The sequence below is a fragment of the Streptomyces varsoviensis genome, from assembly GCF_000718635.1.
Lineage (GTDB): Bacteria > Actinomycetota > Actinomycetes > Streptomycetales > Streptomycetaceae > Streptomyces > Streptomyces varsoviensis.
Genome location: NZ_JOBF01000001.1, coordinates 247113 through 269524, shown reverse-complemented (window position 1 = coordinate 269524; position 22412 = coordinate 247113). Strand labels below are relative to the sequence as shown.

18 protein-coding genes are annotated in these 22412 nt (G+C 71.7%); 4 read left to right on the top strand and 14 right to left on the bottom strand.

The features are described 5' to 3' along the window. From alaS to IF55_RS01200, 3 genes are read right to left on the bottom strand one after another with little or no spacing between them, the layout of a single operon-like run. Positions 1-2670, bottom strand: a complete 2670-nt coding sequence (gene alaS / locus IF55_RS01210; RefSeq protein ID WP_030879689.1) for an alanine--tRNA ligase — start codon at positions 2668-2670, stop codon at positions 1-3. Next, positions 2670-2999 carry a DUF6167 family protein gene (locus tag IF55_RS01205; protein ID WP_030879687.1) on the bottom strand — a complete coding sequence of 110 codons (330 nt, stop codon included), beginning with the start codon at positions 2997-2999 and terminating at the stop codon, positions 2670-2672. Before IF55_RS01205 ends, alaS begins: the two co-directional genes overlap by 1 nt. Before the next feature lie 8 nt (positions 3000-3007). Beyond that, positions 3008-3445: a DUF948 domain-containing protein gene (locus tag IF55_RS01200; protein WP_078643340.1), complete on the bottom strand. Its 438-nt coding sequence runs from the start codon at positions 3443-3445 to the stop codon at positions 3008-3010. Between the two features lie 149 nt (positions 3446-3594). Between IF55_RS01200 and IF55_RS01195 the strand changes: the two genes are divergently transcribed. Continuing rightward, positions 3595-5799, top strand: a complete 2205-nt coding sequence (locus tag IF55_RS01195) for an ATP-binding protein (protein WP_030879682.1) — start codon at positions 3595-3597, stop codon at positions 5797-5799. A 22-nt stretch (positions 5800-5821) separates the two neighbouring features. On the opposite strand, the gene rpsD is transcribed toward IF55_RS01195, so the two are convergent. Further along, complete coding sequence (rpsD, locus tag IF55_RS01190) at positions 5822-6433, bottom strand: 30S ribosomal protein S4 (RefSeq protein ID WP_030879681.1); 612 nt, start codon at positions 6431-6433, stop codon at positions 5822-5824. 55 nt (positions 6434-6488) lie between these two features. On the opposite strand from rpsD, the gene IF55_RS01185 reads away from it, so the two are divergent. Next, positions 6489-7370 (top strand): DUF2470 domain-containing protein, encoded by an 882-nt coding sequence (locus tag IF55_RS01185; protein ID WP_078643337.1) that lies wholly within the window; start codon positions 6489-6491, stop codon positions 7368-7370. Positions 7371-7460: 90 nt separating this feature from the next. On the opposite strand, the gene IF55_RS01180 is transcribed toward IF55_RS01185, so the two are convergent. The 4 genes from IF55_RS01180 to IF55_RS01165 are packed head-to-tail and all read right to left on the bottom strand — an operon-like array spanning position 7461 to position 11576. After that, positions 7461-8837, bottom strand: coding sequence for a replication-associated recombination protein A (locus IF55_RS01180; protein ID WP_030879676.1), 1377 nt, complete (start codon positions 8835-8837; stop codon positions 7461-7463). A gap of 40 nt (positions 8838-8877) precedes the next feature. Beyond that, positions 8878-9534 (bottom strand): vitamin K epoxide reductase family protein, encoded by a 657-nt coding sequence (locus IF55_RS01175; RefSeq protein WP_030879672.1) that lies wholly within the window; start codon positions 9532-9534, stop codon positions 8878-8880. Between the two features lie 60 nt (positions 9535-9594). Beyond that, positions 9595-10854, bottom strand: coding sequence for a histidine--tRNA ligase (gene hisS / locus IF55_RS01170; RefSeq protein WP_030879668.1), 1260 nt, complete (start codon positions 10852-10854; stop codon positions 9595-9597). Between the two features lie 11 nt (positions 10855-10865). Next, the gene (locus IF55_RS01165) at positions 10866-11576 is read right to left on the bottom strand and encodes an MBL fold metallo-hydrolase (RefSeq protein WP_030879665.1); all 711 of its coding nucleotides are present in this window, start codon (positions 11574-11576) and stop codon (positions 10866-10868) included. 150 nt (positions 11577-11726) lie between these two features. Between IF55_RS01165 and IF55_RS01160 the strand changes: the two genes are divergently transcribed. Together IF55_RS01160 and IF55_RS01155 are read left to right on the top strand one after the other, a co-directional pair. Next, a complete protein-coding gene (locus tag IF55_RS01160; RefSeq protein ID WP_030879662.1) occupies positions 11727-12563 on the top strand; it encodes a peptidylprolyl isomerase in 837 nt (278 codons plus the stop codon). A 241-nt stretch (positions 12564-12804) separates the two neighbouring features. Beyond that, positions 12805-14034, top strand: coding sequence for a DUF349 domain-containing protein (locus tag IF55_RS01155; protein ID WP_030879659.1), 1230 nt, complete (start codon positions 12805-12807; stop codon positions 14032-14034). A gap of 75 nt (positions 14035-14109) precedes the next feature. On the opposite strand, the gene IF55_RS01150 is transcribed toward IF55_RS01155, so the two are convergent. The 6 genes from IF55_RS01150 to ruvB all read right to left on the bottom strand — a co-directional run bounded on the left by IF55_RS01150 (position 14110) and on the right by ruvB (position 22395). Further along, positions 14110-16704 (bottom strand): RelA/SpoT family protein, encoded by a 2595-nt coding sequence (locus IF55_RS01150; protein ID WP_030879655.1) that lies wholly within the window; start codon positions 16702-16704, stop codon positions 14110-14112. Between the two features lie 181 nt (positions 16705-16885). Next, the gene (locus tag IF55_RS01145) at positions 16886-17434 is read right to left on the bottom strand and encodes an adenine phosphoribosyltransferase (protein ID WP_030879653.1); all 549 of its coding nucleotides are present in this window, start codon (positions 17432-17434) and stop codon (positions 16886-16888) included. Continuing rightward, positions 17431-18588 (bottom strand): protein translocase subunit SecF, encoded by a 1158-nt coding sequence (gene secF / locus IF55_RS01140; RefSeq protein WP_030879651.1) that lies wholly within the window; start codon positions 18586-18588, stop codon positions 17431-17433. Before secF ends, IF55_RS01145 begins: the two co-directional genes overlap by 4 nt. A 1-nt stretch (position 18589) precedes the next feature. Next, the gene (gene secD / locus IF55_RS01135) at positions 18590-20443 is read right to left on the bottom strand and encodes a protein translocase subunit SecD (protein WP_030879648.1); all 1854 of its coding nucleotides are present in this window, start codon (positions 20441-20443) and stop codon (positions 18590-18592) included. 151 nt (positions 20444-20594) lie between these two features. Next, entirely contained in the window at positions 20595-21113 is a 519-nt protein-coding gene (gene yajC, locus IF55_RS01130) for a preprotein translocase subunit YajC (protein ID WP_030879640.1), read from the bottom strand. 163 nt (positions 21114-21276) lie between these two features. Further along, positions 21277-22395 carry a Holliday junction branch migration DNA helicase RuvB gene (gene ruvB, locus IF55_RS01125; protein WP_030879638.1) on the bottom strand — a complete coding sequence of 373 codons (1119 nt, stop codon included), beginning with the start codon at positions 22393-22395 and terminating at the stop codon, positions 21277-21279. Positions 22396-22412 lie beyond the last annotated feature (17 nt).

Sequence of the window (22412 nt, the reverse complement as noted above, 5' to 3'; positions counted from 1 at the left end):
CTAGGCCGCTTCGGCGACGAGGCGTTCGACGGCGGCGATGGCCTCGTCGACCGCCTCCGCGTTCTGGCCGCCGCCCTGGGCGACGTCCGGCTTGCCGCCGCCGCCCCCGCCGAGCGTCTTGGCGGCCGTACGGACCAGGTCGCCGGCCTTGAGGCCGCGGTCGCGGGCGGCGTCGTTGGTGGCGATGACGGTCAGCGGACGGCCGTTCGCGACGGTGAACAGGGCGACGACGGCGGGCCGGCCGCCCTGGATGCGGCCGCGCACGTCGAGGACGAGCTTGCGCAGATCGTCGGCGGAGGTGCCGTCGGGCACCCGGCCGACGGCCAGCGCCACGCCGCGGACGTCCTTGGCGCCCTCGGCCAGCCCGGCGGCGGCCTGGAGGACCTTCTCGGCGCGGTACCGCTCGATCTCCTTCTCCGCGTCCCGGAGCTTGGCGAGCATGCCGGAGATCTTCTCCGGCAGCTCCTCCGGCCGCCCCTTGACCAGGTCGGTGAGCTGGGCGACGACGGTGTGCTCCTTGGCCAGGAAGTTGTAGGCGTCGGCGCCGACCAGGGCCTCGACGCGGCGCACGCCGGAGCCGATGGAGGACTCGCCGAGCAGCTTCACGAGGCCGAGCTGGGCGGTGTTGTGCACGTGGGTGCCGCCGCACAGTTCCTTGGAGAAGTCGCCGATGGTCACCACGCGCACCCGCTCGCCGTACTTCTCGCCGAACTCGGCGATGGCGCCCTGCTTCTTGGCGTCGTCGATGCTCATGACCTCGGCCTGGACGTCGAGTTCGCGGGAGAGCACGTCGTTGATGCGCTGTTCGACGTCGGTGAGGACCGTGCCGGGCACGGCGTTGGGCGAGCCGAAGTCGAAGCGGAAGCGGCCGGGCGAGTTCTCGGAGCCGGCCTGGGCGGCGGTCGGGCCGAGGGCGTCGCGCAGCGCCTGGTGGGTCAGGTGGGTGGCGCTGTGGGCGCGCGCGATGGCGCGGCGGCGCCCCACGTCGATGGCGGCGTGCGCGGGGCTGCCGATGACGACCTCGCCGACCTGGACGACGCCCTTGTGGACGTGGACGCCGGGCACCGGCTTCTGGACGTCGCGGACCTCGATGACGGCGCCGCTCTCCAGCCGGAGCCGTCCCGTGTCGGCGAGTTGGCCGCCGCCCTCGGCGTAGAACGGGGAGCGGTCGAGTATGACCTCGACCTCGTCGCCCTCGGCGGCGGCCGGCGAGGGGACGCCGTCGACGAGCAGGCCGACGACGGTCGACTCGTTCTCGGTGAGGGTGTAGCCGGTGAAGTCGGTCGCGCCGGAATTGTCGGCGATCTCGCGGTACGCGGAGAGGTCGGCGTGGCCGGTCTTCTTGGCCTTGGCGTCGGCCTTGGCCCGCTCCCGCTGCTCCTTCATCAGGCGGCGGAAGCCGTCCTCGTCCACGGACAGGCCCTGTTCGGCGGCCATTTCCAGGGTGAGGTCGATGGGGAAGCCCCACGTGTCGTGGAGCAGGAACGCCTTGTCGCCGGGGAGCACCTTGCCGCCGGCGGCCTTGGTCTCGGTGACGGCGGTGTCGAGGATGTTGGTGCCGCCCTTGAGGGCCTTGAGGAAGGCGGCCTCTTCGGCGAGGGCCACGGTCTCGACGCGCTTACGGTCCGTCAGAAGCTCGGGGTACTGCCGGCCCATCGTCTTGATGACGGTGTCCACGAGGTCGGCGACGACCGGTTCGGTGGCGCCGAGGAGGCGCATGTTGCGGATGGCGCGGCGCATGATGCGACGCAGTACGTAGCCGCGGCCCTCGTTGCCGGGGGTGACGCCGTCGCCGATGAGCATGACGGACGTACGGAGGTGGTCGGCGACCACGCGCAGCGAGACGTCCGAGGCGGGGGCGGCGCCGTAGGCCACGCCGGTCAGTTCGGTGGCCTTGTCGATGACGACGCGCAGGGTGTCGGTCTCGTACATGTTCCGGACGCCCTGGAGGATCATCGCGAGGCGTTCGAGGCCGAGGCCGGTGTCGATGTTCTGGCTGGGCAGGTCCCCGAGGATCGGGAAGTCCTCCTTGCCGTCGCCGGCGCCGCGCTCGTACTGCATGAAGACCAGGTTCCAGATCTCCACGTAGCGCTCGTCGTTGACGGCCGGGCCGCCCTCGGGGCCGAACTCGGGGCCGCGGTCGTAGTTGATCTCGGAGCAGGGGCCGCAGGGTCCGGGGACGCCCATGGACCAGTAGTTCTCGGACTTGCCCAGGCGCTGGATGCGCTCGGCGGGGACGCCGACGACCTCGCGCCAGATCCGCTCGGCCTCGTCGTCGTCGAGGTAGACGGTGATCCAGAGCCGCTCGGGGTCCAGGCCGTAGCCGCCGTCCGCCACGGAGCTGGTCAGCAGCTCCCAGGCGAAGGTGATGGCGCCTTCCTTGAAGTAGTCGCCGAAGGAGAAGTTGCCGCACATCTGGAAGAAGGTGCCGTGCCGGGTGGTCTTGCCGACCTCTTCGATGTCCGGGGTGCGGACGCACTTCTGCACGCTGGTGGCGCGCTGCCAGGGGGCCTTGACCTCGCCGAGGAAGTACGGCTTGAAGGGGACCATGCCCGCGGGGACCAGGAGCAGCGTCGGGTCGTCCGCGATCAGCGACGCCGACGGCACGACGTGGTGCCCGCGCTCCTCGAAGAAGCGCAGCCAGCGGCGGCGGATTTCAGCCGACTCCATCAGTGGTCCTCATTCCGGTTGTACGGGTACTTCGTCTGCTGCGGTTCCAGGGCGGCGTAGCCGTGCCGCGCGGGGAGCGCCTGCCGCTCGGGGCCGCCCGCCGGCGCGGTGAGGCCGAGCGCGTCCTTGAGGGCCGCCTCCCGGTCCGCCATGCCGTCGCGCACGTCGAGGGCGAAGAGCTTGACCTTCCGGCCGGCGATGACGGCGCGGTCGGCGGCCTGCATGGCGAGGCTCTCCGGAGCGAGCTGGTTCAGCTTGCGGTTGACCTTGGTGGTGGCCCAGACGCCGGCGGCGACGCCGGTCGTGAACCAGAAGGTGCGGCGGAACATTCCTCGGGTCAGCCCTTCCCACGGGTGCGGCGGCTGCCGCGCCGGGCGGACGGCAGGCTCTTTCCGATGACGACGGTGCGCTCGGGGGCGGGGGCCGCGGCCGGCTTGCGGCCGATGGCGCGGCGGACGCCGTAGCCGAACGCGGCGACCTTGACCAGGGGTCCGCCGAAGGCGGAGGAGACGGTCGAGGAGAGCGCGGAGGCGTTCGCGGTGACTTCCTGGACGTCCGCGGCGATCGAGTCGACGCGGGCGAGCTGGCTGTTGGCGGACCGTACGGTCGCGGAGGCCTCGGAGAGCAGCGGCACGGCCTGCTCGGAGACGTCCGAGACGAGTTTGGTGGTCGCCTTCAGGGTCTGCGCGAGCCTCACCAGCACCAGTGCGATGAAGGACACGAGGATCGCCCAGAAGACGGCCACGAGGATGCCGGCCACCTCTCCACCGGACACGTTGCACCGCTCCCTGCTGGTCGTAAACGTCGGGTACCGACCTTATCGCGCCGGGGCGAAGGGCCCGTACCGCATTCCCACGGGGCGTCAACGACCACGTCGGCACGGGTGTTTACGGTCCGCTTACTTATGAGTACGCTACGTGTCTCATGCGACGCTCTTTGCGCCCCGGACTCTTCTCCGGCCCCAGCTCAGCGCGGCCCGGCAGGCCGGGCAACCTCCCCGCGGAGCTCAATCGATTCATCGGGCGGGAGAGCGAACTCGCCGCACTGACCCGGCAGTTGGACGACGCCCGGCTGGTGACGGTGACCGGCGTCGGCGGCGTCGGCAAGACCCGCTTCGCGACGCACGCGGCGGCGCGAGTGCAGGATCGCTTCTGCGACGGCGTGTGGCTGGTCGAGCTGTCCGCCGTCCACGACCCGGCGCTGGTGGACCACACGGTCGCGGAGGCGCTGGGGCTGTCCGACGCCACGGACCGCGCGCCGCGCGCCGCGCTCGCCGGCCACCTCGCCGACCGGCGGCCGCTGCTGGTGCTCGACGGCTGCGAGCAGTTCGTCGAGGAGTGCGCGGCGCTCGTCCGCGAGTTGCTGCGGCGCGCGCCCGGCCTGCGGATCCTCGCGGTCGGCAGGCGGCCGCTGGGCGTCTCGGGCGAGCGGCGCTTCCCGCTGGGCCCGATGCCGGAGCCGGCCGCGATCGCGCTGTTCGAGGACCGGGCGGCGGCCGTCGTCCCCGGCTTCGCGACCCGCCCGGGCAGCGCGGACCGGGCCACCGTCGCCGAGCTGTGCCGGCGGCTCGACGGGATTCCGCTCGCGCTGGAGCTGGCGGCCGGCCGGCTCGGCGCGCTCTCCGTGGAGCAGGTGCTGCACCGCCTCGACGACCGCTTCGAGCTGCTGACCGGCGGGGCGCGCGGCGAGCTGCCGCGCCATCAGGCGCTGCGGACGGCGATCGGCTGGAGCCATGAGCTGTGCACCCCGAGCGAGCGGCTGCTGTGGGCGCGGCTGACCGTCTTCGCGGCCCACTTCGACCTGGAGGCGGCCGAATACATCTGCTCGGGGCCGGACTTGCCGGAGCGCGAGGTGCTCGACGTGCTCACGGGGCTGGTGGCCCAGTCCGTGCTGAGCCGGGAGGAGCATCCGACGGGGGTCCGCTACCGGCTGCTGGACACCGTGCGGATGTACGGGGCGGGGTGGCTGGACTCCCTCGGGGACACCGAGCGCATGCGCCGCCGGCACCGCGACTGGTACATGGGGCTGGCCACGTGGTGCGAGCTGGAGTGGTTCAGCCCCCGGCAGGCGGAGGTCGCGGCGCGCGTCGACGTGGAGCTGCCGAACCTGCGGGCGGCCCTGGAGTGCGGTCTGACGCAGGAGGACGCCCACCTGGGCCAGTATCTGGCGGGCACGCTGTGGTTCTTCTGGGTCGGCTGCGGGCGGCTCACGGAGGGGCGGCTATGGCTGGACCGCGCCCTGGAGCTGGACACCGGCCATGACGAGGCGCGGCTGAAGGCGTTGTGGGTGGCGGGCTATGTGTCGCTGCTCCAGGGGGACACGGTCGCGGCCCTCGGGGCGCTCCAGGAGTGCGGCGACGAGGCGGCGCGTACGGGCAGCGAGCCGGCCGGGGCGTACGCGCTGCACCGCATGGGGTGTCTGGCGCTGGTCTCCGACGACATGGCGCGCGCCGAGGAGCTGCTGCGGGCGGCGCTGGCGCGCTACCGCGAGATCGGCGAGCTGAACAGCAATGTGCTGATGGGCCAGGTCGAGCTGGCGATGGCGATCGCCTTCCAGGGCGATGTCGCGGGCGCGGTCGATCTGTGCCAGGAGGTCCGGGAGATCTGCGAGGACCACGGCGAGCGGTGGACGCTGGCGTACGCGCTGTACGTGCTCGGGTTCGCGGCCTGGACGCGGGGCGAGCCGGCGCGGGCCCGGGCGTTCCTGGAGGAGTGCCTGGTCATCGACCACGCCTTCAACGATCTGGTGGGGACGGTGCTGGCCGTGGAGCTGCTGGCGCTGCTGACCGCGGAGGGCGGCGATCCGGCGGAGGCCGCGGTGCTGCAGGGGGCGGCGGGGCGGATCTGGCGGTCGGTGGGGCTGCCGCTGTTCGGTTCGCGGTTCTTCAACGCGCCGCACGCGCTGTGCGAGGAGGCGGTGCGGGGCCGGCTCGGCGCCGACCGGTACGCGCGGCTGGTGCGTGAGGGGGCCGCGATGGAGCCGGACGCGGCGGTGGCGCGGGCGCTGCGCGGCTGCCGGCGGCGGCCGGCGCCGGTGCCGGGCGCGCGGGGCGCGGTGGAGTCGGTGCCCGCGCCCACGCAGCAGCCCGCCGCCTCCCCCTCCGCGAGCGGCGGGGAGACGGCGGGCTGAGTGAGTGCCGCGGGCCGCTGGATCAGCGGGCGTAGTACTCGACGACGAGCTGCTCGTCGCAGATCACCGGGATCTCCTTGCGGTTGGGGTCCCGGTCCAGGCGGAAGGCCAGCGCCGGCAGGTTGACCTGCAGGTAGCGCGGGGTCTCGCCCTCGGTGTCGTAGCCGCCTTCGCGCGCGACCTGGAAGGGGTGCTTCTCGCGGCTGCGCTCGCGGACCATCACGACGTCGTCGGGACGGACGCGGAAGGAGGGCTTGTCGACCTTGCGGCCGTTGACCTCGATGTGGCCGTGGACCACCATCTGGCGGGCCTGGTAGATCGTGCGGGCGATTCCCGACCGCAGGACGAGCGCGTCCAGACGGCGCTCAAGCTCGACGATCAGGGCTTCGCCCGTCTTGCCTTCGACCTTCCGAGCGCGGTCGTAGGCACGGACCATCTGGCGCTCGCTGATGTCGTACTGCGCGCGCAGACGCTGCTTCTCCAGCAGACGGACCTTGTAGTCGCTGTTCTGCTTGCGACCACGGCCGTGCTCGCCGGGGGGGTAGGGGCGGGCCTCGAAGTACTTGACGGCCTTCGGCGTCAGCGCGATGCCGAGCGCGCGCGACTTCTTGACCTTGGGACGCGACTGGTTCACGTGGAACGGACCTCCATGTAAGTTAGGTTAGGCTTACCTTAGCGGAGGAGATCGCATGTTTCGACCTGGGAGCCCCCTGCCCAGCACCGACAGCACCGAGCGGAGTCAGCCGCGCCCCGTGGAAGACGCCCAGCGGCCCGATGCCGCCGAGCGCGTACGAACCCTCGCCGAATCCAACGCTACGGCCTCTCTCTCGATTCCGGGAATCGAGGAGGGCCCGGAACCCGCTCTCGGGTCACCGGCGGCGCGAACTGTCACCCCCGAGGGTGACGTGCTCCTGCTGCTTCCCGGCGACTCTCCGGCGGCCCGCGCCGCCGCGCACGCCCAGGACGACGACCTCGCCGCCGTGATGGAGATCACCGACGTCGCCCCCGTCGCGGTCCCCCACCGCATCCGCGGCCGCGCCTGGATCGCGGGCTGGCTCACGCCCGTACGCGGCGCGCGGCGCGCCGAATACGCGATGCTGCTCGCCGAGCGCCACCCCGTCGGCGAACTGCTCGGCATCGACGAGGCCCTCCGGCCCGACCCGGTGCCGGGGCAGTACGGGCGGCCCGCCTGGATGCTGCTGCGCCTGGAGGTCGGCGAGGCGTGCGTGGACGACCTCTGGGGCGCGCAGAACGTCGAGCCCGACGCGTTCGCCGCGGCCGCCCCCGACCCGCTCGTCGGCCACGAGGCGGACCTGCTCCAGCATCTGCACTCCGCCCACGGCGAGCAGGTGCGCTCGCTGTGCGGACTGCTCGGCGAGCGCGCCGCCGAAGTCTGCGGCGCCCGCGACCGGGCCGTACCGGTGGCCCTGGACCGCTTCGGGCTCCGGGTGCGCTTCACCGACCCCGCGGGCCGCTCCTTCGACGCCCGCTTCGACTTCCCCGAGCCCGTACGGGACATCGCCGAACTGCGCCGGGCCATGCACACCCTCTTCGACGCCGCGTCCGGCTGACGCCCCTCCCGGCAAGCTCTGCCCCGCGCGCCGCCCGGCACGCACGCTCCTTCCGGGCAGACACGCCGGGCACCGCAGCCCCCGCTGCCGCTACGTCCCCTCCCCGGCGGGCGCCGGCTGCTCGCCGCGCAGCCGGGCGCGGACCCGCTCCACCACGTCCGCGTACCGCGCCTCGGCGCCGTAGCGCGTCGGCTCGTAATAGCGCTTGCCGTGCACCGCGTCCGGCGCGTACTGCTGGGCGGCGATGCCGCCCGGGAGGTCGTGCGGGTAGAGATAGCCCTGCCCGTGGCCGAGCTTCTGAGCGCCCTTGTAGTGCCCGTCGCGCAGATGCGGCGGCACGGGACCGGCGAGCCCCGCCCGTACGTCCGCGAGCGCCGCGTCGATCGCCAGATAGGCCGCGTTGGACTTGGGCGCGAGGGCGAGGGCAACCGTGGCCTGGCCGAGGATGATCCGGGCCTCCGGGAAACCGATCATGGCGACGGCCTGCGCGGCGGCGACGGTGGTCTGCAGGGCCCCGGGGTCGGCGAGGCCCACGTCCTCGCTGGCCGAGATCATCAGCCGCCGGGCGATGAACCGGGGGTCCTCCCCCGCCTCGATCATGCGCGCCAGATAGTGCAGCGCCGCGTCCACGTCCGAGCCGCGGATGGACTTGATCAGCGCGCTGGCGACGTCGTAGTGCTGGTCGCCGTCGCGGTCGTACTTCACTGCGGCCTGATTGACGGCGTCCTGCAGAGTCTCCAGCGAGATCTCGCCCTCGCCGTTGGCGATGGCCGAGCCCGCGCCCGCCTCCAGCGCGGTCAGCGCCCGGCGCGCGTCGCCGCCCGCGATGCGCAGCAGATGCGCCTCGGAGTCGGCGGGCAGCGTGACGGCGCCGCCAAGGCCCCGCTCGTCCGTGAGCGCCCGGTGCAGCAGCCCGCGCAGGTCGTCGTCGGTCAGCGGCTCCAGGGTCAGCAGCAGCGACCGGGAGAGCAGCGGGGAGATGATCGAGAAGTAGGGGTTCTCGGTGGTGGCGGCGACGAGGGTCACCCAGCGGTTCTCGACGGCGGGCAGCAGCGAGTCCTGCTGGGCCTTGCTGAAGCGGTGGATCTCGTCGAGGAAGAGGACGGTCTCCTTGCCGTACCCCCCGGAGGCGCGGCGGGCGCCGTCGATGACGGCCCGCACCTCCTTGACGCCCGCGGTGATCGCGGACAGCTCCACGAACCGCTTGTTCGTGGCCTGGCTGACGACGTAGGCGAGCGTCGTCTTGCCGATGCCGGGCGGGCCCCAGAGGATCACCGAGGACGGCCCGGCCGGGCCGCCGCTCCCCTCGCCGACCAGGCGGCGCAGCGGTGAGCCCGGCTTCAGCAGATGCCGCTGGCCCACGACTTCGTCGAGGGTGCGCGGGCGCATCCGGACGGCCAGCGGACTGCTGGAGGGCTCCTTCTCCTGGCGGTCCTCGGCGGCGGCGGTGAACAGGTCTGGTTCCACACCGAAACCCTAAGCCACCCCACTGACAACGCCCCTACGATCAGGCGCTGCCGCCGGTCCAGAACGACCACCACCGGGTGAGGATCAGCATGCCGATGACGCCGACCCAGAGCACCGGGACGACCCAGTGGAACTCCAGGAGGCCGCGGCGGAGCCCGGCGGGGAGCGGGATGAAGCCGTGCCGGATGTTGTTCAGGGTGACGTACCAGAACATGAAGATCGTGGCGACCCACGCCAGGCAGCACCAGAGGCAGAGCGAGCCGATGACGTACAGCGACTGGTACTGGAGCCAGGAGACGAAGCCGACGCCGAAGAGGCAGCCGGCCTCGAACCCGAGCCAGTACCAGCGGCGGTAGCGGGCGCCGGCCAGCAGCCCCAGCCCGATCGAGATCACGATGCCGTACGCGACCAGGCCCAGCATCGGGTTGGAGAACCCGAACGCCTTGGCCTGCGGGCTCTCCATGATGTTGCCGCAGGAGACGATGGGGTTGAGGCTGCAGCCGGGCGTGAACGTGCGGCCGGCGACCTTGGCTTCGAGGATCTTGGTCTTGTCCAGCGTGATGACCCAGGCGGCCAGCAGCCCCAGAGCGCCGGTGATCACCAGCGTGAGGGCGAACGCGCGGCTGCCGCCCACGGCGCCCGAGCCGCCCGCCCTGTCCTCGTCCGCTTCCGTGCGGTCAAGTGCCTCAGTCGTCATAGCGCCGTTTCGTCCCGTCAGTCGGTCGTGGACCGCCCATTCTGCCCCAGCCCCGGGCAATCAGCCCCGCTTGGCCAGCAGTTCACTCACAACGGTGTCGAACGCGACCGGCGCCTGCTCGCCGCTCTCCAGGTCCTTGAGCTGCACGACTCCCTCGGCGAGGTCACGCTCGCCCGCCACCACGGCGTACCGGGCGCCGGAGCGGTTGGCCGATTTCATGGCGTTCTTCAGGCCCTTGCCGCCGTACGCGAAGTCCGCGGCGACCCCGGCCCGGCGCAACTCGGTGACCACCGTGAAGAGCGCCCGCCGGGCCTCCTCGCCGAGCGGCACCGCGAAGACCTCGGTGGCCGCGGGCAGTTCGAGCTCGACGCCCTCCGCCCGCAGCGCCAGGACCGTACGGTCGACGCCGAGCGCCCAGCCGACCGACGGCAGCTCCGGGCCGCCGATCATCTCGGAGAGGCCGTCGTAGCGCCCGCCGCCGCCGACCGCGGACTGCGAGCCGAGCCCGTCGTGGACGAACTCGAAGGTGGTGCGGGTGTAGTAGTCCAGCCCGCGCACCAGTTTCTCGTCGTCCTCGAAGGCCACGCCCGCCGCCGTCAGCAGCTCGCGCACCCGCTCGTGGTACTCCTTGCACGCCTCGCACAGGTGGTCGCGGAGCATCGGCGCGCCCACGAGCTGCTGCTGCACCGCGTCGCGCTTGTCGTCGAGGACGCGCAGCGGGTTGATGTCGATGCGGCGGCGGGTCTCGTCGTCGAGGTCGAGGCCGCGCAGGAAGTCCTGGAGGGCCGCGCGGTACGCCGGGCGGCACTCCTTGTCGCCCAGCGAGTTGAGCAGGATGCGGAAGTTCCGCAGCCCCAGCGAGCGGTACGCGTCGTGGGCCAGGATGATCAGCTCCGCGTCGAGCGCCGGGTCCTCGGCGCCCAGCGCCTCCGCGCCGACCTGCGAGAAGTGGCGGTAGCGCCCCTTCTGCGGCCGCTCGTAGCGGTAGTACGAGCCGGAGTACCAGAGCTTCACGGGGAGGCCGCCGCGGTGCAGGTTGGCCTCCAGCGCCGCGCGCAGCACGGAGGCGGTGCCCTCGGGGCGCAGCGCCAGTTCGTCGCCGCCCTTGGTGGTGAGGGTGTACATCTCCTTGGTCACGATGTCGGTGGACTCGCCGACGCCGCGCGAGAAGAGTTCGACGTTCTCGAAGCCGGGCGTCTCGATGTAGCCGTAGCCGGAGCGCCTGAGCGGCGCGGAGATCGCCTCGCGGACCGCGAGGAACGCCGCGGAGTCCGGGGGGATCAGGTCGTACGTGCCCTTGGGTGCCTTGAAGGTGCTCACGGGATGAAGATTCACATTCCTCGTCGTGGAGCCGGGGTGTCGGCTCCGAGGCCGGCGGCCACGTCCCGCAGGAACGGGTTGGTGGCGCGCTCGCGGCCGATGGTCGTCTGGGGGCCGTGGCCGGACAGGACCACGGTCGAGTCGTCGAGCGGCAGGCACACGCGGGCCAGCGAGTCGAGCATCTCGGCGTGGTCGCCGCCGGGCAGGTCGGTGCGTCCGATGGAGCCGGCGAACAGGAAGTCGCCCGCGAAGAACACCGACGGCACATCGGCGGTCTCGGGCGTCCGGAAGGTCACCGACCCCTTGGTATGGCCGGGCGCGTGCGCGACGGAGAACTCCAGTCCCGCCAGGCGCAGCGTCGCGCCGTCGGTCAGCTCCTCGACGTCGTCCGGCTCCCCCACGGTCAGCTCGCCCATGAGCGGCTGCCCGATGGAGCGGCCGAGCGCCTTCTCCGGGTCGCTCAGCATGTAGCGGTCCGCGGGGTGGATCCAGGCCGGCACGTCATGGGCGCCGCAGACGGGGACGACCGAGGCGACGTGGTCGATGTGCCCGTGGGTGAGGACGACGGCCACGGGCTTGAGCCGATGCTTGGCGAGCGTCTCCTCGACTCCGGGGGCCGCCTGGTGGCCCGGGTCGATGATCACGCACTCCTCGCCGGCGGCGGGGGCGACCAGGTAGCAGTTGGTCCCCCAGGCCCCGGCGGGGAACCCGGCAATGAGCACGTTCGTCCTTAAATCGTCCGGAGGCAGATCACGAGGGAAGATCTCGGCTGCCCAAAGCCTACCGGCGGCACTCCTGCCGCCGCGAACCCATATACCGTACGGCCAGGCTCAGGTCATGGCTGGTACGCGACGGCAGGAGGAGATGGCCCGGTGGTCAACAACGAGCAGCGGCGGCGGCAGCTCGCCCGGGAGAAGTTCGAGCGGCAGCAGAAGCGGCGCGAGGCGGCCCGGCGCAAGGCGCGCCGCCGCAATGTGGTGATCGCCTCGGGTCTCGCCGTGGTGCTGGCGGCGGGCGTGGCCGCGTACGCCTCGACGTCGCTGACCGACGATTCGGGCAAGTCGAACAAGTCGGGAAAGGATGAGGCGGTCGATCAGGCTGCCCCCACCGGCGCCCCCAAGGCCGCCGACCCCTGCAAGGCCAAGCCCGCGCCGGGCTCGCCCGCCACGGCGACGTGGAAGAAGGAGCCCGACATGTCGGTGGACACGTCGGCCGCGTACGCGATGAAGCTCGACACGACCTGCGGCGGCATAGGGATCAAGCTCGACGCGAAGAACGCCCCGCACACGGTCAACTCCTTCAAGTTCCTCGCGGACAAGGGGTTCTTCGACCACACCAAGTGCCACCGGCTCACCACCAGCAATATCTACGTGCTCCAGTGCGGCGACCCGAAGGGCACCGGCAGCGGCGGCCCCGGCTACACGCTGCCGGACGAGAACCTGAAGTCCCCCTCCCTCAAGGGCGACGTCTACCCGGCCGGGACGGTGGCCATGGCCAACACCGGCCAACCGCACACCGGGGGCAGCCAGTTCTTCCTCGTCTACCAGGACAGCAAGCTGCCGCCGCAGTACACGCCCTTCGGGACGATCGACGCCGAGGGCATGAAGGTGCTCAAGAAGATCGCCGCCGCGGGCGAGAGTTCCGGCCAGGGAGACGGCGCCCCGAACGCCACGGTGGTGATCGACAAGGCGACGGTGACCAGCTCCTGACCCCCGCCCCACTGCCCGTACCGCGAAATTTCGGTCGCGCGAGCTACGGACAGCCGGGCCGCCGGTCGCCTATGTTGGCCTTGTGCAGGGTGCCTGCTCCGACGGCCGTCACCCTGCGAGGCGCAAACGAGAGCCGGCAACTTCAAGCCGTCGGACCGGTCAGGGCGCTGCCCGGCCGGAAGAAACTGTGGACGATGCCCGCGGGCCGCACGCCCGCCCGGCATCATGTGGAGGAGGCGCTGTGAGCAGCGACCCATGGGGCCGCGTCGATGAGACGGGGACCGTGTACGTGCGTACCGCCGACGGCGAGCAGGTCGTCGGGTCATGGCAGGCGGGAACCCCCGAGGAGGCTCTCGCTTACTTCGAGCGCAAGTACGAGGGCCTGGTCGTCGAGATCGGCCTCCTCGAACGCCGGGTGCGGACCACCGACCTGTCGGCGAAGGACGCGACGACCGCCATCGACCATCTGCGCACGCAGATCGACGAGCACCACGCGGTCGGCGACCTGGACGCCCTGCGCCGGCGGCTCGACAAGCTCGTCGCCGATGTCGAGGCGCGGCGCGAGGAGCGCAAGGCCGCCAAGGCCCGCCAGTCGGACGAGGCCCGTAGCGCCAAGGAGGCGCTGGTCACCGAGGCCGAGGAGCTGGCCGAGAGCGAGCAGTGGCGGGCGGCCGGGGAGCGGCTGCGGGCCCTGGTCGACACCTGGAAGGGGCTGCCGCGCCTGGACCGCAAGACGGACGACGAGCTGTGGCACCGCTTCTCGCACGCCCGCTCGGCGTTCTCCAAGCGGCGCAAGGCGCACTTCGCCTCGCTGGACGCGCAGCGCGAGGAGGCCCGTAAGACCAAGGAGAAGCTGGTCTCGGAGGCCGAGGCGCTGTCCAACTCCACCGACTGGGGCCCGACGGCCGCCCGGTACCGCGAGCTGATGGCGGACTGGAAGGCCGCCGGGCGCGCCCAGCGGGAGGCCGAGGACGATCTGTGGAACCGCTTCCGCGGGGCGCAGGACATCTTCTTCCACGCCCGCAGCGAGGTGTTCGCGGAGCGCGACGCCGAGCAGCAGGGCAACCTCACGCGCAAGGAGGAGCTGGTCATCGAGGCCGAGAAGCTCCTGCCGGTGTCGGACCTCAAGTCCGCCCGCGCCGCCTTCCGCTCGATCAACGAGCGGTGGGAGGCCATCGGCCACGTACCGCGCGACGCCCGGCCCAAGATCGAGGGCCGGATGCACGCGGTGGAGCGCGCGATCCAGGAGGCCGAGTCCACCGAGTGGCGGCGTACGAACCCCGAGGCGCGGGCCCGCGCGGCGGGGCTCACCGGCCAGTTGCAGGCGGCGGTCGACAAGCTCCAGGAGCAGATCGACAAGGCGCGCGCGGCGGGCAACACCGCCAAGGCCGACAAGCTCGCCAAGGAGCTCGAAGGCCGGCAGGCGCTGCTGGACCAGGCCCTCAAGGGCCTTGAGGAGTTCGGCGGCTGACGCCCGGCTGACGCGACGCGGCCCGGCGGGAGATCTTCTCCCGCCGGGCCGTCGCCGTTCCGCCCGGCTACCGGCTCAGGGCCTGCGGGCCGAGGTCACGCGGTACACGTCGTACACGCCCTCCACCGTGCGGACCGCCTTGAGGACGTGGCCGAGGTGCTTGGGGTCGCCCATCTCGAACGTGAAGCGCGAGGTGGCGACCCGGTCGCGGGAGGTCTGCACGGCGGCGGACAGGATGTTGACGTGCTGGTCGGAGAGGACCCGCGTGACGTCCGAGAGGAGCCGGGACCGGTCGAGGGCCTCCACCTGGATGGCGACGAGGAAGACCGAGGACTGGGTGGGCGCCCATTCGACCTCGATGATCCGCTCCGGCTGCTGCGACAGCGAGTCGACGTTGACGCAGTCCGCGCGGTGCACCGAGATGCCGTTGCCGCGCGTGACGAAGCCGATGATGGGGTCGCCGGGCACGGGCGTACAGCAGCGCGCGAGCTTGACCCACACGTCGTCGACGCCCTTGACGACCACGCCCGGGTCCGCGTTGGAACGCCGCTTGGAGCGGCCGCGGATCGGCGTGGACTCGACGATGTCCTCGTTGGCCGCCTCCTCGCCGCCGAGCGCCTGGACGAGCTTCTGCACGACGCCCTGCGCGGCGACGTGGCCCTCGCCGATGGCCGCGTACAGGGAGGAGATGTCCGGATAGCGCATCTCGTGGGCGAGGGTGACGAGCGAATCGCCGGTCAGGATGCGCTGGATGGGCAGGTTCTGCTTGCGCATCGCCCGGGCTATGGCGTCCTTGCCCTGCTCGATCGCCTCTTCGCGGCGCTCCTTGGAGAACCAGGCGCGGATCTTGTTGCGGGCGCGCGGGGATTTGACGAAGCCGAGCCAGTCGCGGGACGGCGCGGCACCGGACGCCTTGGAGGTGAAGACCTCCACCAGGTCGCCGTTGTCCAGGGTCGATTCGAGCGGTACGAGCCGCCCGTTGACGCGGGCGCCTATGGTGCGGTGGCCGACCTCGGTGTGCACCGCGTACGCGAAGTCGACGGGGGTGGCGCCGGCCGGGAGCGCTATGACGTCGCCCTTGGGCGTGAAGACGAAGACCTCGTTGCGGGAGAGGTCGAAGCGCAGCGATTCGAGGAACTCGCCCGGGTCCTCGGTCTCCTTCTGCCAGTCGAGCAACTGGCGCAGCCACGCCATGTCGTTGACGGTGTCCTGGCCCTTGCCCGCGTTCTTCGGCACGTCGGTGCGGACCTTGGAGGCGCCGGCGACGGCCTCCTGCTTGTACTTCCAGTGCGCGGCGATGCCGTACTCGGCGCGGCGGTGCATGTCGAACGTGCGGATCTGGAGTTCGACGGGCTTGCCGCTGGGGCCGATGACCGTCGTGTGCAGCGACTGGTACATGTTGAACTTGGGCATCGCGATGTAGTCCTTGAACCGCCCCGGCACCGGGTTCCACCGGGCGTGCACGGTGCCGAGCGCCGCGTAGCAGTCGCGGACGGTGTCGACGAGGACGCGGATGCCCACCAGGTCGTAGATCTCGGCGAAGTCGCGGCCGCGCACGATCATCTTCTGGTAGACGCTGTAGTAGTGCTTGGGCCGTCCCGTGACGGTGGCCTTGATCCGGGCGGCGCGCAGATCGGTCTGGACCTCGTCGGTGACGATCGCCAGGTATTCGTCGCGCTTGGGGGCGCGCTCGGCGACGAGCCGCACGATCTCGTCGTACATCTTGGGGTAGAGGATCGCGAAGGCTAGGTCCTCCAGCTCCCATTTGATGGTGTTCATGCCCAGCCGGTGCGCCAGCGGGGCGTAGATCTCCAGGGTCTCGCGGGCCTTCTTCTCCTGCTTCTCCCGCTTGAGGTAGCGCATCGTGCGCATGTTGTGCAGCCGGTCGGCGAGCTTGATGACCAGGACGCGCGGGTCCTTGGCCATGGCGACGACCATCTTGCGCACGGTCTCGGCCTGGGCGGCCTCGCCGAACTTGACCTTGTCGAGCTTGGTGACGCCGTCGACGAGGAGGGCGACCTGGTCCCCGAAGTCGCGGCGCAGGGTGTCGAGCCCGTACTCGGTGTCCTCGACGGTGTCGTGCAGCAGGCCCGCCATCAGCGTGGCGGGGTCCATGCCCAGCTCGGCGAGGATGGTGGTGACGGCCAGCGGATGGGTGATGTACGGGTCGCCGCTCTTGCGCTTCTGGCCGCGGTGCCAGCGCTCGGCGACCTGGTACGCCTTCTCGATCTGGCGCAGCGTGGAGGCGTCGGCCTTGGGGTCGTTGCCCCGGACGATGCGCAGCAGCGGTTCGAGGACGGGGTTGTACGGGCTGGAGCGCTGCACGCCGAGGCGGGCGAGGCGGGCCCGGACGCGGTTGGAGGAGCCGGAGCGGGCGGGGGTGCCGGCGGGCGGGCGCGCGCCGAGGGCGGGGCGGTCCGCCGCCGGGGCCGGCTGGGCGGTGGTCCGCGGCCGGTCGGCGGGGGTCGGCGGCACGGCCTCGGCCGCGGTCTTCGGGGCCGTCGTCGGCAGGGGCCGCGGTGCGGGCTCGGGCCCGGCCTTCGCCTCGGGGTCCGCCGGGGGCTGGGCCCTGGTGTCACCGCGGTCCCGGGGCGTGTCCGCGGCCGCCGCGGCCTCGGGCGTGGGCTTCTGCGGCTGCGCGGCGGTGAGCGGCTGGGCCTCGTCTGGCAAGAGCACTCTCCTCATGCGGGTCCGGCCCCCGGTCAGGTCCGGACTGCCATGGTAACGATCCCGGCCACCTCGCTCTCCCGCAGGCGGCCGGCCTGTGGATAACGGAAAGCGGGCACCGGAGTCTTCCCGGTGCCCGCCTCCGTTTCGAGAGGTGTCGCGTGAGATGCGGCCGCGCCGCTGCTCAGACCGTGATCAGGGTCTCCAGCGGGGCGCCCGCCAGCGCCTTCTCCAGCCGCTCGCGGCCGGGCAGGAAGCCCAGCTCCAGCAGGACGGCCACGCCCGCGACCGCCGCGCCCGTACGGCGGATGAGCTGGAGCGATGCCTCGGCGGTGCCGCCGGTGGCCAGGACGTCGTCGATGACCAGGACCCGGTCCCCGGGCCGTAGCGCGTCCGCGTGTATCTCGATCTCGGCGCTGCCGTACTCCAGGTCGTACGACTGGGCGAGCGTCGCTCCGGGGAGCTTGCCGGCCTTGCGTACGGGCACGAAGCCGAGGCCCGCGCGGACGGCGACCGGGGCCGCCAGGATGAAGCCGCGCGCCTCCAGGCCGACGACCTTGTCCGCGTGGTAGCGCTGGCAGAGCTCCGCGAGGGCGTCGGTGAGCGCGCCGAACGCCTTGGCGTCGGCGAGCAGTGGGGTGATGTCCTTGAAGACCACGCCCGGCTTCGGGTAGTCCGGCACGTCCGCGATGCGGCTGAGCAGCAGGGAGCGCAGGGGCTCGGCGGCGTTCATCGGCGCTTCCCGGAGGGACGGCCGCGACCGCGGTTGCGGGCGGCGGGCTGGCGGCGCGGTCCGACGACGCCGGCCGCGGCCGTGTCGTCGCCGTCGTCGCCTTCGTCGTCATCCGGCTCGTCGGCGGCGTCGTCCGCGGCGTCATCGGCGGCCGACCCGTCCGCGCCGCCCGCCTCGGCCTTGGCGGCGGCCGAGGCGCGCTTCGCGCGCACCCGCTTGGCCAGGGCCTTCATCTGCGGGTCGCGTTCCTTGAGGTCGGCGACGAGCGGGGTGGCGATGAAGATCGAGGAGTACGCGCCGGCCGCGAGGCCGACGAACAGGGCGAGCGAGATGTCGTTGAGCATGCCCGCGCCGAGGAAGCCGCCGCCGATGAAGAGCAGGGCGGCGACCGGCAGCAGCGCCACGACCGTGGTGTTGATGGAGCGCACCAGGGTGCCGTTGAGGCTGCGGTTGGCGATCTCGCTGTAGGTGTAGCGGCTCTGCTTGGTGATGCCCCGGGCGCTCTCCTTGAGCCCGTCGAAGACGACGACGGTGTCGTACAGGGAGTAACCGAGGATCGTCAGCAGACCGATCACGGTGCCCGGAGTGACCTCGAAGCCGACGAGCGCGTAGACGCCGACGGTGATGGAGAGGTCGTGGACCAGGGCGATCAGGGCGGCGATGGCCATCCGCCACTCGAAGGCGATGGCGAGGTAGATCACCACCAGGACCATGAAGATCCCCAGGCCCATCCACGCCTTGTTGGCGATCTGGTCGCCCCAGCTCGGGCCGATGATGTCCGTGTTGATCTTGTCGGTCGGGACGTCCAGCTTCTTGGCGAGCGCCTCCTGCGTCTGGCGGGAGTCGCTCGTGCTCAGCTCGCTGACCTGGATGCGCAGCGACTTGTTGCCGAGCTTCTGGACGATCGCGGTGTGGCCGGACGCCTCCTTGGCGGTCTCCTCGGCCGCGTGGGCCGACACGGAGGTCGTCGGGGTGGTGAAGACGGCTCCGCCGGAGAAGTCGATGCCCATGTTGAGGCCGCGCACCGCCAGGCCGACGATGGCCGTGATGGTGATGAGGATCGAGATGCCGTACCAGATCTTCCGCTTGGCCACGAAGTCGTAGCCGACCTCGCCGCGGTAGAGCCGGGCGCCGATGCTGCCGAGTTTCGACATCTCACGCCTCCTTGGGGTCGACGGGGGCGGAGGGGCGGCGGCGTCGCAGCGGCGGTTTCACGCCGAGGCGTTTGGGGTCCAGCCCCGACCACGGGTGGCCGCTGGCGAAGAACCTGCGCCGGGCCAGGATCGTCATCAGCGGCTTGGTGAAGAGGAAGACCACCACGACGTCGAGCAGCGTGGTCAGGCCGAGCGTGAAGGCGAAGCCCTGCACCTTGCCGACGGTGACGATGAAGAGCACCGCGGCGGCGAGGAAGGACACGAAGTCGGAGACCAGGATGGTGCGCCGGGCGCGCGGCCAGCCGCGCTCGACCGCCGGGCGCAGGGACCGGCCGTCGCGGATCTCGTCCCGGATGCGTTCGAAGTACACGATGAAGGAGTCGGCGGTGATGCCGATGGCCACGATGGCGCCGCAGACGGCCGGCAGGTTCAGCGCGAAGCCGATGGCCGGGCCGAGCAGGGTCATGATCGTGTAGGTGAGGATCGCGGAGACCGCGAGGCTGGCCAGGGCGACGAGCGCGAGACCGCGGTAGTACGCGACCAGATAGATGATCACCAGCGCGAGGCCGATGGCGCCCGCGAGCAGACCGGCGTGCAACTGCTCGCCGCCGAGCGCCGCGGTCACGGTGGTCTCGGTGACGACGTCGAAGGAGAGCGGCAGCGCGCCGAAGGACAGCACGTTGGCGAGGTCCTGGGCGCTCTGCTGGGTGAAGCTGCCGGAGATCTCGGCCTCGCCGCCCGCGATGGACTGGCTGACCGACGGGTCGGAGACGACCTCGCCGTCGAGGACGATCGCGAACTGGTTCTGCGGCGGCTGCTGGCTCGCCAGCTTGCCCGTGACGTCGGCGAACTTCTTGGAGCCGCCGGAGGTGAACTTCAGTTGGACGATCCAGCCCTGGCCGCGCTGGCTGTCGAAGACGGCGGAGGCGCCGTTGACGTCGGTGCCCTCGACGGCGACCGGGCCGAGGATCTCCTTGGCCGAGCCGTCCTTCTTGCACGCGACGACCGTGTCCTTGGGGGCGGCGTTGGCGGCCTTCTCGCGCGCCTTGGCCATGCCCTCCTTGGTCGTGCAGTCCAGCTCGGCGAGCTGCTTCTGGAGGGCGGCGGCGTCCGGGGAGCCGGACGGCGTCTGGGAGGGCTTCGGGGCCTGGTCGCCCTTCTTGCCGTCCTTGCCGTCCTTATCGCCCTTCTTGCCGTCCTGTCCCTTGCCCGTGACCTCGGGGTCGGGCGTCGAGTCGGCCTTCAGGGCGTCGGTGACGGCCCGGCCCTGCGTCTTGGTCGTCGGGGTGCCGGTGGGCGTGGCACTGCCGGACGGGCTGACCTTGTCGCCGTCCTTGGCCTTGTCGCCCTTGCTGTCCTTGTCGCCCTTGTTGTCCTTGCCGTCCTTGCCCTTCGCGCTGGGGGAACTGGGGGAAGGGGTGGGCGACGGCGGCGGGGACTTGCTGACGGGTGTGGTGTTCAGCACCGGGCGGAAGCCGAGCTGCGCGGTGGTGCCGACCTGCTGGCGGGCCTGTTTCGCGTTCGTCCCCTTGGGGATATTCACGATGATGTGATTGGCGCCCTGCGTCTGAACCTCGGCCTCGGTGACGCCCAGACCATTGACACGCCGGTTGATGATGCCCACGGCGGTGTTCATGTTGGTCGTGTTGATGGCGTTGGGCTTGCCCGGCTGGTTCTTGGCCTCCAGCGTGAAGCTCGTACCACCGGCGAGGTCGATGCCCAACCGCGGCGTGGTGTGCCCGGAGGCGAACATTCCGCCCACGAGCGCCACCATGGCGATCAGGATCAGGGCGAGGACCCGCCCCGGCCTGCCCTGGCCGCCCGGGGACCTACGGCCCTTCTTCGGTGCTGCCACCTTGTCGTATCTCCCTGTCCAACCGTCCGGCGTCGGGTGTGCGCCGGGCGGCCACGAAGTGTTGTGGGGACGTGCCCCCGCCGGAGCCTAGACCGTCAGGGAACCGCGGCGCACCGCTCAATGGGCGCTCCGCGGTTCGTCGTACGGGGCCTTACTTCGCGTCGGTGTCGCCGTCGCGCTTGCCGTCCTTGTCGGCGTCCTTGGCCTTGGCGTCCTTCGGCTCGGCGCCGTCCGCCGCCTTGGGCTCCGCGTCGTCCGCCGACGCGCCCGCCTCGTCCGTCTTGCCCTTGCCGAGGTCGATCTTCTTCTCGTCGGCGGCCGGCTCGATGTCCTCGGTCAGGGAGGAGGCGTCGTCCGGGACGACGGGGGTCTCGGTGGACTCGGGCTCGATGCCGTGCACGATGCGGTTGTACTCCGCGTCCTCCAGGACGGCGCCGATGGCGTTCTTCGCGTAGATCGCGTGCACGCCGGGGGCGACCTCAAGGCTGACCGCGTCGTCGTGGACCTCCTTGACGGTGGCGTACATGCCCCCGATCGTGCGCACGCCGGAGCCCGGCTGCATCTGGTTCCGCATCTGGGCGGCCTGGCGCTGCTTGTTCTTCGCCGACCGGGTCATCAGGAACATGGCCCCGATGAGCACGATGAACGGGAGGAGAGTCACGAGATTCACGGGACGGGTTTCCTTCACACGACCGCCGGGGAGCGGCCTGGACTACGGGGGGTGGTATGCCGCACGGAGACGGACGGCATCGGCGGAGTCTAAGCGAGCCCGCACCTATGGAACAACGCCCAGCATGGCACCGGGGTTCCTGAGCCGACCAGCCCCCGCGCCGTCAGCCGTCGAACAGGCCGCTCTGTCCCGGCCGTCCCGGACCGCCCGCGTCCTGCCGCGGCGGCAGGAGTCCGAGGTGCGTCCAGGCGGCCGGGGTCGCGACCCGGCCCCGGGGCGTACGGGCCAGCAGCCCCTCCCTGACCAGGAACGGTTCGGCGACCTCCTCGACCGTCTCGCGCTCCTCCCCCACCGCCACGGCGAGGGTGGAGAGGCCGACCGGCCCGCCGCCGAAGAGCTTGAGGAGGGCGGTGAGCACCGCACGGTCGAGCCGGTCGAGGCCACGGCCGTCCACCTCGTACACGTCGAGGGCCTGCGCCGCGACCTCCGCGGTGATCAGGCCGTCGGCCTTGACCTGCGCGTAGTCACGGACGCGGCGCAGCAGCCGGTTGGCGATGCGGGGCGTGCCGCGGGACCGGCCGGCGATCTCGCCGGCGCCGTCCGGCTCGATCTCGACGTCGAGGAGGCGGGCCGAGCGATGTATGACGCGTTCCAGCTCCGCCGGGGCGTAGAACTCCATGTGGCCGGTGAAGCCGAAGCGGTCGCGCAGCGGGGGCGGCAGGAGGCCGGCGCGGGTGGTGGCGCCGACCAGGGTGAAGGGCGGCAGTTCGAGGGGGATGGCGGTGGCGCCGGGGCCCTTGCCGACGATGACGTCGACGCGGAAGTCCTCCATGGCCATGTACAGCATTTCCTCGGCGGGCCGCGACATGCGGTGGATCTCGTCGAGGAAGAGGACCTCGCCCTCGGCGAGGGAGGAGAGGATCGCGGCGAGGTCGCCCGCGTGCTGGATGGCGGGGCCGGAGGTGATGCGGATGGGGGCGCCCATCTCGGCGGCGATGATCATCGAGAGGGTGGTCTTGCCGAGGCCGGGCGCGCCGGAGAGCAGGACGTGGTCGGCGGTGGCGCCGCGCTGGCGGGCGGCGCGCAGCACCAGGTCGAGCTGTTCGCGGACGCGTTCCTGCCCGACGAACTCGCCGAGGTCCTTGGGGCGCAGGGCGGCCTCGATGGCCTGGTCGTCGTCGCCGGCGGCTCCGGCGGCGGCGTCCACCAGCCGCCCGGCGGCCCCGGCGGGGCCCTCCGGGTCGGCGTCGGGTGTGGCCGCTGCGGGCTCGTCCCAGTTCATGGTCGGTCTCTCACGTA